The sequence below is a fragment of the Pseudomonas sp. A1230 genome (assembly GCF_044218825.1).
Classification (GTDB): Bacteria; Pseudomonadota; Gammaproteobacteria; order Pseudomonadales; family Pseudomonadaceae; genus Aquipseudomonas; species Aquipseudomonas iridis.
Window position 1 is genome coordinate 4631471 of sequence record NZ_CP162582.1, and the last position, 13631, is coordinate 4645101.

Genomic DNA, 13631 nt, shown 5'->3' on the forward strand with positions numbered 1-13631 from the left:
GAGTCCCCCTCGCGATGACGCCTCTAGATACCAAGCGCCCGCTGCAGCTCAATGATCAGGGCCAGCTGCGCCACTTCCTCTCGCTCGACGGTCTGCGCCGCGAGTTGCTGACGGAAATCCTCGACACTGCCGACTCGTTCCTTGAAGTCGGCGCCCGGGCGGTGAAAAAAGTCCCATTGTTGCGCGGCAAGACCGTGTGCAACGTGTTCTTCGAAAACTCCACCCGCACTCGCACCACCTTCGAACTCGCCGCCCAGCGGCTGTCGGCGGACGTGATCACCCTGAACGTGTCGACCTCGTCGGCAAGCAAAGGTGAAACCCTGCTCGACACCCTGCGCAACCTGGAAGCGATGGCCGCCGACATGTTCGTCGTGCGCCACGGTGATTCCGGCGCTGCGCACTTCATCGCCGAGCATGTTTGCCCACAGGTGGCGATCATCAACGGCGGCGATGGCCGTCACGCGCACCCAACGCAAGGCATGCTCGACATGCTGACCATCCGTCGGCACAAGGGCGGTTTCGAAAACCTCTCGGTGGCCATCGTCGGCGACATCCTGCACTCGCGGGTCGCGCGCTCGAACATGCTCGCCCTGAAAACCCTCGGCTGCCCGGACATCCGCGTGATCGCGCCGAAAACCCTGCTGCCGATCGGCATCGAGCAATACGGCGTCAAGGTCTACACCGACATGACCGAAGGCCTGAAAGACGTCGACGTGGTGATCATGCTGCGCCTGCAACGTGAGCGCATGACCGGCGGCCTGCTGCCGAGCGAAGGCGAGTTCTATCGCCTGTTCGGCCTGACCACCGCGCGCCTGGCCGGGGCCAAACCCGATTGCATCGTCATGCACCCGGGGCCGATCAACCGTGGGGTGGAAATCGAGTCGGCGGTGGCCGATGGCCCGCACTCGGTGATCCTCAATCAGGTCACCTACGGCATCGCGATTCGTATGGCCGTGCTGTCCATGGCCATGAGCGGGCAGACTGCCCAGCGCCAATTCGAGCAGGAGAACGCCCAGTGAAGCTCAGCATTCTCGGCGCACGCGTCATCGATCCAAGCAGTGGCCTGGATCAAATCACCGACATTCACATTGAAGCCTGCAAGATCATCGCCCTCGGCGCGGCGCCGGCCGGTTTCAGCGCGATGGAAACCATTGATGCCACAGGCCTGGTGGCCGCTCCGGGCCTGGTCGACCTCAACGTCGCCCTGCGCGAGCCGGGCTACAGCCGCAAAGGCTCGATCGCCAGCGAAACCCGCGCCGCAGCGGCCGGCGGTGTGACCAGCCTGTGCTGCCCACCGCAAACCAAACCGGTGCTCGACACCTCCGCTGTGGCCGAACTGATCCTCGACCGCGCCCGCGAGGCCGGTAATACCAAGGTGTTCCCGATTGGCGCCTTGAGCAAAGGTCTGGACGGTGAGCAGCTCGCCGAGCTGGTTGCCCTGCGCGACGCCGGTTGTGTGGCGTTCGGCAACGGACTGGAGAGTTTCCGCAACACCCGCACCCTGTGCCGGGCGCTGGATTACGCGGCGACATTCGACCTGACGGTGATCTTCAACTCGCAGGATCACGATCTGGCCGAAGGTGGCCTGGCCCATGAAGGCGCGGTGGCCAGTTTCCTCGGCCTGCCGGGGATTCCGGAAACCGCTGAAACGGTGGCGCTGGCTCGGGACCTGTTGCTGGTCGAGCAGACCGGCGTGCGCGCGCACTTCAGCCAGCTGACCAGTGCTCGCGGTGTTGCGCTGATCGCTCAGGCTCAGGCCCGTGGTTTGAAGGTGACGGCGGATGTGGCGCTGTATCAGTTGATTCTGACCGACGAAGCGCTGATCGACTTCAGCAGCCTCTATCACGTGCAGCCACCGCTGCGCACCCGCGCTGACCGCGATGGTCTGCGCGAAGCAGTGAAGTCGGGGGTGATCTCGGCGATTTCCAGCCATCACCAACCCCATGAGCGTGACGCCAAACTGGCACCGTTTGGCGCGACTGAACCGGGCATCAGCAGCGTAGAACTGCTGCTGCCGCTGGCGATGACGCTGGTTGAGGATGGTTTGCTCGATCTGCCGACCTTGCTGGCTCGCCTGAGCGCCGGCCCCGCCGAGGCACTGCGACTGCCGGCGGGCAAACTGACGGTGGGCGGTGCGGCGGATATCGTACTGTTCGATCCGAAGGCATCGACGGTGGCCGGTGAGCACTGGCTGTCGAGAGGCGAGAACTGCCCGTTCATGGGTCACAGCTTGCCGGGTGTGGTTCGCTATACGCTGGTGGATGGGCGGATCAGCCACCAGGCCTAAAAGCAAAAGATCGCAGCCCTGCGAGGGGCTGCGATCGCTTGAGCTGCATCTAATGGCTATACAAAACCGTAATTAAAAGGATGATTTACTCAATCAACCTTACCCACAACAAGCAGTTGCACGAGATCGCAAGACCGCACAGCCATATCCCTCCTCAAATTATCTCCGCTAAATACCAGTCCAGAAACGTCAGAAAAATCGCACTCGCCTGAAAGAAAGTTCTCCCCCTCCGCAATTCGCGAAAACAACTTCAACCTAATCAGAAACAGCCTACAAAGCTTCCAGATACAAAATTATCGATTAGCAATTAACATTGATCCATCAGAAGGATGACAAACACAAACAGGGATGAACAAATGAAAAACGGACTTACGTTACCCCCAATAGTCACACGAGGCACAACTGGAAATTCTGGCGGCTTTACGGTCGACACGGGATTCAGGTGGGGAACCTATGCAACTGCAGATTGGCAGGGAGCGGGAGAAGCCATCATTACTAATGAAGGTCAAACCTATTCCCTTCCGTTGAGTGGCGGGCCAACAATATCCACCGCAGACATGGATATGTTCCATGCCTGGCTGGAGATGAAATCTGGAATCAAAGCATTCACCTATGAGTTACAAATGGTGAGTAAAGCGATTAACAACGATGCTCTTGGCGGCATACGTGACCTGTGGAAGATTACGGAAAGCGATAATTATTTACTAAACAGCGCCGCAATCATCAGTCACGGCTACTTTAAAAATAAAATAATAAACTTCAGCCTTGCCGATTCATTTGCCGCACAGCAAAAACTCAGCAGCATAGAAGCACTGATCAAGGTTTCATCGACTTCCCAATACAATCTGAATTACGAAATACAGACAACCGAGCTGTCCGGAGGCACCTTTAGCCCGGTGAAAGCCTTCGCTCACTACCTCTGGGGCAATGGCGAAAGGATGAAAGTTAACATCAACAACATCGGCCTGAACGTCAGTGCCAACGAACTCCCACTATTGGCCAATACCATCAGAAGCACCAAAGAAGCTGGAACCTACTACTTGTCTGACCCCAAGATCCCATACGCAACCATCAATGATAGTAAAGTCACGGGAGCGTACTTAGGAAGAATAACGTTGAAGATGGAAGGGAACTTTACTCGAGACAATCAAGGCGCTTGGGTTTTCGATGGTTTCGTCAAAGCCTACGCTGACACCTACGACTTCGACGCCAGTAACAGATCGACCGCTCTTGAAACATTAACAACAGCTGGTAGAGTATTTTCTGGAACACACTATGAAATCGATATATTCGGCGAACAAAAAATACGACTCAACGGAGTTGGCTATAATCCGTCACCGTAACACGATGAATTCCTGAGAGGCTAACCACGAAAATGCCAATGAATCGAATCTACAAACATCCGAGCTACATCTACCCGTTGTTTTTAGCCATCACATCTGCCACGGGCATATTCACAATTATAAATAATCTGGAATTAAACAAATATCAAATGGATCGGGACTCAGTTGGGTTACCCATCAGCATAATAATAATCATATGGGCAGTGCTAACACTCGCACACATGATACAAATAGTGATCCTAAAAAATAAATCCACCCGCAACCACACAGGCTTACTAATTAATATCCCAATATATTTGATTGCAGCTTCATCGCTATTGATTCTCGCGAACAGAACTATTTACTGGGCGGTACCCGACCATGCTGTGATTTCAATTCTGTATGGCGCTTGCACGATCGTATTCATGGATTTTCAACTGAGGACACTCGCACAATTGAAATAAACCGAACGCACATCAAGAGGCTTGCTGGCCAGGCACTGCGGCTTTCCAGCAAGCTCCCTCATCCAGTAATTACTGAAAAGTGCCGCGATTCTGTGCGTTGCGCACCGAGACCTGATCGTTCAGTGTCCAGAAGTCATACAGCACGCCAATGAAGAACAACCCGCCGGTCAGCAGGTACAACAAGCCGCTGATCCACTTGCCCTGGTACATCCGGTGCACGCCCAGCACGCCGAGAAACGTCAGCAGAATCCACGCCACGTTGTACTCGATCGGCCCGTCGGCAAAGCGCAGATCTGCTTCGCGATCCATTGCCGGGATCAGAAACAGGTCGATCAGCCAGCCAATTCCCAGCAAACCGAAGGTGAAGAACCAGATCGTCCCGGTCACAGGCTTGCCGTAATAAAAGCGGTGGGCACCGGTAAATCCGAAGATCCACAGCAGGTAACCGATGATTTTGCTGTGGGTGGTTTTTTCCTTCACACGGGGTAGCTGATAGCTGTTCATGAAGACCTCGATGCACTCGATAGATAAATATTCTTGAATTCTTTGTGACTTTTTTACAGGTACCCGACGTATGGCAAATGTTACCGTCGCTACCGTGAAAGCCTTATAGCACCGGACCTCTGTCCGACAATCGCGTCAATTTGCCGCTTATTTGGTTCCGTTGCCTCCCGTTTGAATCGACCAACGGCCTCGGAAGTCACAAAAAAGCTGTTATAAAGTTGCGCGCTATCACTTAAGAGCCACGCCTAATGCGACCATTTTTCAAGACATGGCTAACTATTTGCCTATTAATGCCACTGGCCGCCCACGCCACCAATCGTGAGCAACGTCTTCCTAACGTTAACGGCTTTACCCCTAAATCCCACGCTTCTGCCCCATCGAGCAAAAGCAAACAAAGCAAAATCACCACGCTGAGCAGCAAAAGCCGCAGCAGTCTGGTACCGCCGATGGCGAGCAAGGAAAGCAGCAATGTCCTGAGCCGCGCCGTAAACGTCCTCGGTACTCCTTATCGTTGGGGCGGCAGCAGCCCAAGTAAAGGCTTTGATTGCAGCGGCCTGGTGAAATACGCGTTCAACGACGCCACATTCGACCTGCCACGCACCTCCAATGCCATGGCCAGCGGCCACGGTGAGAAAGTCGACCGCAAGGATTTGAAACCGGGCGACCTGATTTTCTTCAAACTCAAGAGCCGTCGGGTCAATCACGTTGCCATCTATATGGGCAACGACCGCTTTATCCACGCGCCACGTCGTGGCAAGTCGGTGAGCATCGATACGCTGAACAAGCCGTATTGGCAGAAACATTACGTGGTTGCCAAGCGTGTATTACCGAAAGAGCAAAGCCAGATGCGCGTGGTTCAGCGCTAAGGGTCAAAAGATCGCAGCTTTCGGCAGCTCTTACAGGATTTTGTGTTCATCCCCGATATGTGGACGAACTGACCTGTGTAGGAGCTGCCGAAGGCTGCGATCTTTTGCTTTTAAAAGTTATCCGGCGTACGCGCCTTCTCCCGCGCATGCTCGCGACTGATCAAGCCCTTGGTCACCAGATCTTTCAGGCACATATCCAGTGTCTGCATCCCCAGCGACCCACCGGTCTGAATCGCCGAATACATCTGCGCCACCTTGTCCTCGCGGATCAGGTTACGGATCGCTGACGTTCCCAGCATGATCTCGTGCGCCGCCACCCGCCCGCCGCCGATCTTCTTGATCAACGTCTGCGAGACCACTGCCAGCAGTGACTCCGACAGCATCGAACGCACCATGGATTTCTCGTCACCGGGGAACACGTCCACCACACGGTCGATGGTTTTCGCGGCAGACGTCGTGTGCAGCGTGCCGAATACCAGGTGCCCGGTCTCGGCGGCAGTCAACGCCAGGCGAATGGTCTCCAGGTCGCGCATCTCGCCCACCAGAATCACGTCCGGGTCTTCACGCAGCGCTGAACGCAGAGCCGTGGCAAAACTACGGGTATCGCGGTGGACTTCACGCTGATTGATCAAGCATTTGCGCGACTCGTGAACAAACTCGATCGGGTCTTCGATGGTCAGGATGTGATGGTGGCGATGGGTGTTGAGGTAGTCGATCATCGCCGCCAGCGTGGTCGACTTGCCGGAACCGGTCGGCCCGGTGACCAGCACCAACCCGCGCGGAGCATCGGTGATCTTGCGGAAGACGTCGCCCATGGCGAGGTCTTCCATGCTCAGCACTTTCGAGGGAATGGTGCGGAACACGGCACCCGCGCCACGATTCTGATTGAAGGCATTGACCCGAAAGCGCGCCACGCCGGGGACTTCGAAGGAAAAGTCGGTTTCCAGATGTTTCTCGAAGTCGACCCGCTGGGTGTCGTTCATGATGTCGTAGATCAATTCGTGCACTTGCTTGTGATCCAGTGCCGGCAGATTGATCCGCCGCACATCGCCATCGACGCGGATCATCGGCGGCAGACCGGCCGACAGGTGCAGGTCGGAAGCGCCCTGTTTGGCGCTGAAGGCCAGCAGTTCAGTGATATCCATAGCGCTCCTCAATTCCAGTAGAATGCCGCGAACCTTCAGACCCACGGCGCCTCTTGATGTCCACGATAGCAGACAACATCCTTCAGGTTAGTTCGCGCATCCAGGCCGCCACCGCAGCTGCCGGACGCGTTGAAAACAGCGTGCAGTTGCTTGCCGTGAGCAAAACCAAACCTGCCGAGGCGCTGCGCGAAGCTCATGCCGCCGGTCTGCGGGACTTTGGCGAGAACTATCTGCAAGAGGCCCTGAGCAAACAGCTCGAACTGGCCGACCTGCCCTTGATCTGGCACTTCATCGGCCCCATTCAATCGAACAAGACTCGCGCGATTGCCGAGCATTTCGAATGGGTGCACTCCGTGGATCGTCTGAAAATTGCCCAGCGCCTGTCCGAACAGCGCCCGGCCGACCTGCCGCCTCTGAACATCTGCATTCAGGTCAACGTCAGCGGTGAAGCCAGCAAGTCCGGCTGCACCCCGGCCGACCTGCCGGCGCTGGCGAATGCCATCAGCGCCCTGCCACGCCTTAAGCTGCGCGGCTTGATGGCGATTCCCGAGCCGACTGAAGATCGCGCCGAACAAGACGCCGCGTTTGCTGCCGTGCAACGTTTGCAGGCCAGCCTGAATCTGCCGCTCGACACACTTTCCATGGGCATGAGCCATGACCTTGAGTCGGCCATTGCCCAAGGCGCCACTTGGGTGCGGATTGGTACCGCCCTGTTTGGCGCACGCGACTATTCCCAATCTTGAAATTTTCCAGATAAGGACCTGACATGAGCAACACACGTATTGCCTTCATCGGTGCCGGCAACATGGCCGCCAGTTTGATCGGCGGCCTGCGGGCCAAGGGTCTGGAAGCTGCACACATCCGCGCCAGCGACCCGGGCGAAGAAACCCGCGCCAAGGTCAGCGCCGAACACGGCATTGAAACTTTCGCCGACAACGCTCAGGCCATCGAAGGCGTCGACGTTGTCGTGCTGGCGGTCAAACCACAGGCGATGAAAGCCGTTTGCGAAGCGATTCGCCCGAGCCTCAAGCCCGATCAACTGGTGGTCTCCATCGCGGCGGGCATTACCTGCGCGAGCATGACTGCATGGCTAGGCGAGCAGCCGATCGTACGCTGCATGCCCAATACCCCGGCGCTGCTGCGTCAGGGCGTGAGCGGTCTGTACGCCACCAGCGAAGTGACTGCCGAACAACGCCAGCAAGCCGAAGAACTGCTGTCCGCCGTCGGCATCGCACTGTGGCTGAATGAAGAACAACAACTCGATGCAGTGACCGCTGTATCCGGTTCCGGCCCTGCGTACTTCTTCCTGCTGATCGAAGCCATGACCGCCGCCGGCGTCAAACTCGGGCTGCCGAAAGAAACCGCTGAACAACTGACCCTGCAAACCGCACTGGGCGCCGCGCACATGGCAGCGGCCAGTGACGTCGATGCTGCCGAACTGCGTCGTCGCGTGACCTCGCCGGCCGGTACCACCGAAGCCGCGATCAAATCGTTCCAGGCCGGGGGCTTCGAAGCCCTGGTGGGAAAAGCACTCGGCGCCGCCGCGCACCGCTCGGCCGAAATGGCCGAACAACTGGGCAAATAAGGAGCCTTACATGATTGGATTGAACACTGCAGCGGTTTACGTGCTGCAAACCCTCGGCAGCCTGTACCTGCTGATCGTGCTGCTGCGCTTTGTCCTGCAACTGGTGCGGGCGAACTTCTACAACCCGCTTTGCCAGTTCATCGTCAAAGCGACTCAGCCGCTGCTCAAGCCACTGCGCCGGATCATCCCGAGCATGTTCGGTCTGGACATGTCGTCGCTGGTGCTGGCGATTCTGGTGCAACTGGCGCTGATGGCGCTGACCCTGCTGCTGACTTACGGCACCATCGGCAACCCGCTGCAACTGCTTATCTGGTCGCTGATCGGCGTGACTGCGCTGTTCCTGAAGATCTTCTTCTTTGCCCTGATCATCAGCGTGATCCTGTCCTGGGTCGCTCCGGGCAGCCACAACCCGGGCGCCGAGCTGGTCAACCAGATCTGCGAGCCAGCCCTGGCGCCGTTCCGCAAGTTCCTGCCTAACCTCGGTGGTCTGGATCTGTCGCCGATCTTCGCCTTCCTCGCGCTGAAGCTGATCGACATGCTGGTGATCAACAATCTGGCGGCGATGACGATGATGCCGGAAATCCTCCGTCTGCTGATGTGAGCTGGTTTCGTTGGGACGGTGACGACCTGATTCTGGAGTGTCACCTGCAACCGGCAGCCCGTAGCGATGATTTCTGCGGGCTGCACGGTGATCGCCTGAAAATCCGCCTGACTGCGCCACCGGTCGAGGGCAAGGCCAATGCGTATCTGATGGGTTTTCTGGCCAAGGCTTTTGGGGTGTCCAAGAGCCAGGTCAGCTTGCTCAGTGGCGAGTTGAACCGGCAGAAACGGGTGAAGATTTGCTCGCCGAAGAAGTTGCCGGATTTGCCAGATCTAATGCGTCCGACCTGATCCACCGAGTCGTCCCATTCGCGAGCAGGCTCGCTCCCACATTGAAACGCAATCCCCTGTGGGAGCGAGCCTGCTCGCGAATGGCGGCACCTCGGTCCAGAGTGAACACATGAGGGCCAGATGGTTGCTTGCCGCTAACCCCCCCGGTCTTTAGACTTACGCCTCATTTCAACGAGAGCAGGGTCGATGCCAACTGCCTTTCCCCCCGATTCTGTTGGTCTGGTGACGCCGCAAACGGCGCACTTCAGCGAACCTCTGGCCCTGGCCTGTGGCCGCTCGCTGCCAGCCTATGACCTGATCTACGAAACCTACGGCACGCTGAACGCACAGGCGAGCAACGCCGTGCTGATCTGCCACGCCTTGTCCGGCCATCATCACGCCGCCGGTTATCACAGCGTCGACGACCGCAAACCCGGTTGGTGGGACAGCTGCATCGGCCCCGGCAAACCGATCGACACCAGCAAGTTCTTCGTGGTCAGCCTGAATAATCTGGGCGGCTGCAACGGCTCCACCGGCCCGAGCAGCATCAACCCTGAGACCGGCAAACCGTTCGGTGCCGACTTCCCGGTGCTCACCGTGGAAGACTGGGTGCACAGCCAGGCGCGTCTCGCTGACCTGCTCGGCATCGGCCAGTGGGCCGCGGTGATCGGCGGTAGCCTCGGTGGTATGCAGGCGCTGCAATGGACCATCACTTATCCGGATCGCGTGCGTCACTGCCTGGCCATCGCCTCGGCGCCCAAGCTGTCGGCGCAGAACATCGCGTTCAATGAAGTGGCGCGCCAGGCGATTCTCACTGACCCGGAATTCCACGGTGGTTCGTTCCAGGAAGCGGGTGTAATCCCCAAGCGCGGCCTGATGCTGGCGCGCATGGTCGGCCATATCACCTACCTGTCCGACGATTCGATGGGCGAGAAATTTGGCCGTGGCCTGAAGAGCGAGAAGCTCAACTACGACTTCCACAGTGTCGAGTTCCAGGTCGAAAGCTACCTGCGTTATCAGGGCGAAGAGTTCTCCGGACGCTTCGACGCCAACACCTATCTGTTGATGACCAAGGCGCTGGATTACTTTGATCCGGCGGCGAACTTCGACGACAACCTGGCGAAAACCTTCGAGAACGCCACGGCCAAGTTCTGCGTGATGTCTTTCACCACCGACTGGCGCTTCTCCCCGGCGCGCTCGCGTGAGCTGGTGGATGCACTGATGGCGGCGCGCAAAGACGTCAGCTATCTGGAAATCGACGCACCGCAGGGCCACGACGCCTTCCTGATTCCGATCCCTCGCTACTTGCAGGCGTTCGGCAATTACATGAACCGCATCACGTTGTGAGAAAGCCATGAGAGCTGATCTGGAAATCATCCAGGAATGGATCCCCGCCGGCAGCCGCGTCCTCGACCTCGGTTGCGGTGACGGCGAACTGCTGACCTGGCTGCGCGACAACAAGCAGGTCACCGGTTATGGCCTGGAAAACGATGCTGACAACATTGCCCAGTGCGTGGCCAAAGGCGTCAACGTCATTGAGCAGGACCTGGACAAGGGCCTCGGCAACTTTGCCAGCAACAGTTTCGACATCGTCGTCATGACCCAGGCCCTGCAAGCCGTGCACTACCCGGACAAGATCCTCGACGAAATGCTGCGGGTCGGTCGTCAGTGCATCATCACCTTCCCCAATTTCGGCCACTGGCGCTGCCGCTGGTATCTGGCGAGCAAGGGGCGCATGCCGGTGTCGGAGTTTTTGCCCTACACCTGGTACAACACGCCGAACATTCACTTCTGCACCTTCGAAGACTTTGAAGAACTTTGCCGCGAACGTGACGCGAAGGTCATTGATCGGCTTGCCGTGGATCAACAGCACCGCCACGGGTGGGCCAGTAAGCTATGGCCTAATCTGTTAGGTGAGATTGGTATCTACCGCGTCAGCAGCCCGGTACTGGCAGATCACCAAATCGCGGTCTGACATTCGAGGAGAACGAGCATGAGACGTTTGATTGGTACGCTGTTGGCAGCATGTCTGAGCTTTTCGGCGGTCGCCGCCGACGCGATCAAGGGCGAGCGCAAGGAAGTGTTTGGTGATGTCACCGTTCACTACAACACCTTTAATTCCACCTTTCTGACGCCTGACATCGCCAAGGCTGCCGAACTGATCCGCAGCAAAAACCAAGGCGTAATCAATGTCTCGGTGATCAAAGACGGCAAACCACTGGTCGCCAATGTCACCGGCACGGTCAAAGACCTGACCAGCAAAAGCGTGCCGCTGAATTTCCGCCAGGTCACCGAACAGGGCGCGATCTATTACATCGCCCAGTACCCGGTGGAACAGCAGGAAACCCGCACCTTTGAAATCAAGGTGCAGAATGGCGACAAGATCAACACCATCAATTTCAACCAAGAACTTTTCCCCGGCGAATGATGAACCTCAAGCAGCTCGTACTGGCCAGCCACAACGCCGGCAAACTCAAGGAACTCCAGGCCATGCTCGGCGAGTCGGTGCAACTGCGCTCGATCGGTGAGTGGAGCAACGTGGAGCCGGAAGAAACCGGTCTGTCGTTCGTCGAGAACGCGATCCTCAAGGCACGCAATGCCGCACGCATATCCGGGCTGCCGGCGCTGGCCGATGATTCCGGTCTGGCTGTGGATTTCCTCGGCGGTGCACCGGGCATCTACTCGGCGCGTTATGCCGACGGCAAGGGCGATGCGGCAAACAACGCAAAACTGCTCGATGCCTTGAAGGACGTTCCTGAGGCCGAGCGCGGCGCGCAGTTCGTTTGTGTTCTGGCACTGGTGCGTCACGCCGACGATCCGTTGCCGATCCTCTGCGAAGGCTTGTGGCACGGGCGCATGCTGACGGCGGCCAGCGGCGAACACGGTTTTGGTTACGACCCGCTGTTCTGGGTGCCGGAGCGTGATTGCTCCAGTGCCGAGCTGACGCCTGCCGACAAGAACCAGATCAGCCACCGCGCCCGTGCAATGGATCTGCTGCGCCAGCGTCTGGGCTTGAAATGACCCATGACTCTTCTGCGTCGTCGCTGATAGTCGGCGGCGCCGCTTCTTCGCCACGGGCGCCGTTGCCGACGTTGCCGCCCCTGTCGTTGTACATCCACATCCCGTGGTGTGTACGCAAATGCCCGTATTGCGACTTCAACTCGCACACCGCCAGCCCGGTGCTGCCGGAGCAGGAGTACGTCGACGCGTTGCTGGCCGATCTCGATCAGGATCTGCATGCGGTCTACGGTCGCGAAATCAGCTCGATTTTCTTCGGTGGCGGTACGCCGAGCCTGTTCAGTGCCGAGGCGCTCGGGCGCTTGCTGGAGGGCGTAGAGCAGCGCATTCCGTTTGCTCACGACATTGAAATCACGCTGGAAGCCAACCCCGGTACCTTCGAGCAGGAGAAGTTTGTCGCGTATCGCAAGTTGGGGATCAATCGCCTGTCGATCGGTATCCAGAGTTTCCAGCAGGAAAAACTCAAGGCCCTCGGCCGTATCCATAACGGCGACGAAGCGGTACGTGCGGCTGGCATGGCGCGGCAGGCCGGGTTCGATAACTTCAATCTCGACTTGATGCACGGCCTGCCCGATCAGTCGCTGGACGATGCGCTGAGCGATCTGCGCCAGGCCATCGAACTGAATCCCACGCATATCTCCTGGTACCAACTGACGCTGGAGCCGAACACCGTGTTCTGGAATCAGCCGCCTGTGCTGCCGGAAGACGACACGCTATGGGACATTCAAGAAGCCGGGCAAGCGCTGCTGGCCGAGCACGGCTACGCGCAATACGAAGTGTCGGCCTATGCCCAAACCGGCCGCCCGGCGCGGCACAACCTCAATTACTGGAGTTTCGGCGACTTCATCGGCATCGGCGCGGGTGCGCATGGCAAGCTCAGCCATCCGGACGGGCGCATCGTACGCACCTGGAAAACCCGTTTGCCGAAGGACTATCTCAACCCGGCCAAAAGCTTTCAGGCTGGCGAAAAAGCCCTGACCAATGACGAGATGCCGTTCGAGTTTCTGATGAATGCTTTGCGCCTGACCGCTGGCGTCGAATCGCGCCTGTATCCGCAGCGCACGGGGCTGTCGCTGGAAAGCCTCGCCGAAGGCCGGGCAGCCGCAGAACAAAGCGGTCTGTTGCAGGTCGAACCGTCACGTCTGGCGGCCACCGAGCGCGGACAGCTGTTCCTCAATGACTTGCTGCAACAATTTCTGAACTGATTTCAGTGCTAAGGGAAAACGCATGGATTTGATACTCGACCTGCTCGCCACCGTCTCCCGCTGGAGCCGCAGCAACCTCTCGGAAATCGCCCTGGCACTGGTGGGCTGCCTCTTGGTGCTGTTCGGCGCCGACTTCAAAGGCTGGGTCGAACAACGTCTGGGCAGCATTGCCGGCGCCCTGCGCGTACCACTGATGGCGCTGCTGTGCGTGATCGGCAGCGGCGCAGCGCTGATTTACGCCACACCGTGGGTAATCAAAGGCCTGAGCCAGTTCAACAATTACAGCCTGGCGCCGGTGTTGTTGGTGGTACTGGTGCTGATCGGCGTAGTCGCCGACCGCCGCTGAATTCGAGCCATACACAAAG

16 protein-coding genes are annotated in these 13631 nt (G+C 58.1%); 14 read left to right on the top strand and 2 right to left on the bottom strand.

Going from position 1 to position 13631, the window contains the following annotated elements:
• Window positions 1-14: 14 nt before the first annotated feature.
• The 3 genes from AB4P97_RS21690 (at window position 15) to AB4P97_RS21700 (ending at window position 3630) form a co-directional block, all read left to right on the top strand.
• Window positions 15-1019: an aspartate carbamoyltransferase catalytic subunit gene (locus AB4P97_RS21690; protein WP_007913665.1), complete on the top strand. Its 1005-nt coding sequence runs from the start codon at window positions 15-17 to the stop codon at window positions 1017-1019.
• Window positions 1016-2287, top strand: a complete 1272-nt coding sequence (locus tag AB4P97_RS21695; protein ID WP_273878335.1) for a dihydroorotase — start codon at window positions 1016-1018, stop codon at window positions 2285-2287. The genes AB4P97_RS21690 and AB4P97_RS21695 overlap by 4 nt, the downstream gene beginning before the upstream one ends.
• A gap of 356 nt (window positions 2288-2643) precedes the next feature.
• Window positions 2644-3630 (top strand): lipid II-degrading bacteriocin, encoded by a 987-nt coding sequence (locus tag AB4P97_RS21700; protein WP_395601600.1) that lies wholly within the window; start codon window positions 2644-2646, stop codon window positions 3628-3630.
• Between the two features lie 512 nt (window positions 3631-4142).
• On the opposite strand, the gene AB4P97_RS21705 is transcribed toward AB4P97_RS21700, so the two are convergent.
• On the bottom strand, window positions 4143-4577 hold the full coding sequence (locus tag AB4P97_RS21705) for a TM2 domain-containing protein (protein WP_150601974.1): 435 nt from the start codon (window positions 4575-4577) through the stop codon (window positions 4143-4145).
• Between the two features lie 248 nt (window positions 4578-4825).
• On the opposite strand from AB4P97_RS21705, the gene AB4P97_RS21710 reads away from it, so the two are divergent.
• Window positions 4826-5443, top strand: a complete 618-nt coding sequence (locus AB4P97_RS21710; protein WP_042561542.1) for a C40 family peptidase — start codon at window positions 4826-4828, stop codon at window positions 5441-5443.
• Window positions 5444-5553: 110 nt separating this feature from the next.
• Here the strand turns inward: AB4P97_RS21710 and AB4P97_RS21715 are convergent, their stop codons facing one another.
• Complete coding sequence (locus AB4P97_RS21715) at window positions 5554-6588, bottom strand: type IV pilus twitching motility protein PilT (RefSeq protein ID WP_007953348.1); 1035 nt, start codon at window positions 6586-6588, stop codon at window positions 5554-5556.
• Between the two features lie 56 nt (window positions 6589-6644).
• On the opposite strand from AB4P97_RS21715, the gene AB4P97_RS21720 reads away from it, so the two are divergent.
• The 10 genes from AB4P97_RS21720 to AB4P97_RS21765 all read left to right on the top strand — a co-directional run bounded on the left by AB4P97_RS21720 (window position 6645) and on the right by AB4P97_RS21765 (window position 13612).
• Entirely contained in the window at window positions 6645-7331 is a 687-nt protein-coding gene (locus tag AB4P97_RS21720; RefSeq protein WP_042561543.1) for a YggS family pyridoxal phosphate-dependent enzyme, read from the top strand.
• A 23-nt stretch (window positions 7332-7354) separates the two neighbouring features.
• A complete protein-coding gene (gene proC / locus AB4P97_RS21725) occupies window positions 7355-8173 on the top strand; it encodes a pyrroline-5-carboxylate reductase (RefSeq protein ID WP_395601601.1) in 819 nt (272 codons plus the stop codon).
• A 10-nt stretch (window positions 8174-8183) separates the two neighbouring features.
• Window positions 8184-8774 (top strand): YggT family protein, encoded by a 591-nt coding sequence (locus AB4P97_RS21730; RefSeq protein ID WP_042561545.1) that lies wholly within the window; start codon window positions 8184-8186, stop codon window positions 8772-8774.
• The gene (locus AB4P97_RS21735; RefSeq protein WP_042561546.1) at window positions 8771-9064 is read left to right on the top strand and encodes a DUF167 domain-containing protein; all 294 of its coding nucleotides are present in this window, start codon (window positions 8771-8773) and stop codon (window positions 9062-9064) included. The genes AB4P97_RS21730 and AB4P97_RS21735 overlap by 4 nt, the downstream gene beginning before the upstream one ends.
• A 186-nt stretch (window positions 9065-9250) precedes the next feature.
• Entirely contained in the window at window positions 9251-10390 is a 1140-nt protein-coding gene (locus tag AB4P97_RS21740; protein WP_042561547.1) for a homoserine O-acetyltransferase, read from the top strand.
• Between the two features lie 7 nt (window positions 10391-10397).
• The gene (metW, locus tag AB4P97_RS21745; RefSeq protein ID WP_042561548.1) at window positions 10398-11018 is read left to right on the top strand and encodes a methionine biosynthesis protein MetW; all 621 of its coding nucleotides are present in this window, start codon (window positions 10398-10400) and stop codon (window positions 11016-11018) included.
• An 18-nt stretch (window positions 11019-11036) separates the two neighbouring features.
• Window positions 11037-11471 carry a DUF4426 domain-containing protein gene (locus tag AB4P97_RS21750; RefSeq protein ID WP_042561549.1) on the top strand — a complete coding sequence of 145 codons (435 nt, stop codon included), beginning with the start codon at window positions 11037-11039 and terminating at the stop codon, window positions 11469-11471.
• Complete coding sequence (rdgB, locus tag AB4P97_RS21755) at window positions 11468-12064, top strand: RdgB/HAM1 family non-canonical purine NTP pyrophosphatase (RefSeq protein WP_042561550.1); 597 nt, start codon at window positions 11468-11470, stop codon at window positions 12062-12064. The genes AB4P97_RS21750 and rdgB overlap by 4 nt, the downstream gene beginning before the upstream one ends.
• Window positions 12061-13266, top strand: coding sequence for a radical SAM family heme chaperone HemW (gene hemW / locus AB4P97_RS21760; RefSeq protein WP_395601602.1), 1206 nt, complete (start codon window positions 12061-12063; stop codon window positions 13264-13266). Before rdgB ends, hemW begins: the two co-directional genes overlap by 4 nt.
• 22 nt (window positions 13267-13288) lie before the next feature.
• The gene (locus AB4P97_RS21765; RefSeq protein ID WP_007913629.1) at window positions 13289-13612 is read left to right on the top strand and encodes a DUF3392 domain-containing protein; all 324 of its coding nucleotides are present in this window, start codon (window positions 13289-13291) and stop codon (window positions 13610-13612) included.
• The last annotated feature ends 19 nt before the right edge of the window (window positions 13613-13631 follow it).

Bases quoted from the DNA above. Each gene is read 5' to 3' on its own strand.
- proC (WP_395601601.1), top strand. From the start codon at position 7,355: ATGAGCAACACACGTATTGCCTTCATCGGTGCCGGCAACATGGCCGCC.
- AB4P97_RS21705 (WP_150601974.1), bottom strand. From the start codon at position 4,577: ATGAACAGCTATCAGCTACCCCGTGTGAAGGAAAAAACCACCCACAGC.
- AB4P97_RS21765 (WP_007913629.1), top strand. From the start codon at position 13,289: ATGGATTTGATACTCGACCTGCTCGCCACCGTCTCCCGCTGGAGCCGC.
- metW (WP_042561548.1), top strand. From the start codon at position 10,398: ATGAGAGCTGATCTGGAAATCATCCAGGAATGGATCCCCGCCGGCAGC.
- AB4P97_RS21740 (WP_042561547.1), top strand. From the start codon at position 9,251: ATGCCAACTGCCTTTCCCCCCGATTCTGTTGGTCTGGTGACGCCGCAA.
- AB4P97_RS21750 (WP_042561549.1), top strand. From the start codon at position 11,037: ATGAGACGTTTGATTGGTACGCTGTTGGCAGCATGTCTGAGCTTTTCG.
- rdgB (WP_042561550.1), top strand. From the start codon at position 11,468: ATGATGAACCTCAAGCAGCTCGTACTGGCCAGCCACAACGCCGGCAAA.
- AB4P97_RS21720 (WP_042561543.1), top strand. From the start codon at position 6,645: ATGTCCACGATAGCAGACAACATCCTTCAGGTTAGTTCGCGCATCCAG.
- hemW (WP_395601602.1), top strand. From the start codon at position 12,061: ATGACCCATGACTCTTCTGCGTCGTCGCTGATAGTCGGCGGCGCCGCT.
- AB4P97_RS21730 (WP_042561545.1), top strand. From the start codon at position 8,184: ATGATTGGATTGAACACTGCAGCGGTTTACGTGCTGCAAACCCTCGGC.
- AB4P97_RS21690 (WP_007913665.1), top strand. From the start codon at position 15: ATGACGCCTCTAGATACCAAGCGCCCGCTGCAGCTCAATGATCAGGGC.
- AB4P97_RS21715 (WP_007953348.1), bottom strand. From the start codon at position 6,588: ATGGATATCACTGAACTGCTGGCCTTCAGCGCCAAACAGGGCGCTTCC.
- AB4P97_RS21710 (WP_042561542.1), top strand. From the start codon at position 4,826: ATGCGACCATTTTTCAAGACATGGCTAACTATTTGCCTATTAATGCCA.
- AB4P97_RS21700 (WP_395601600.1), top strand. From the start codon at position 2,644: ATGAAAAACGGACTTACGTTACCCCCAATAGTCACACGAGGCACAACT.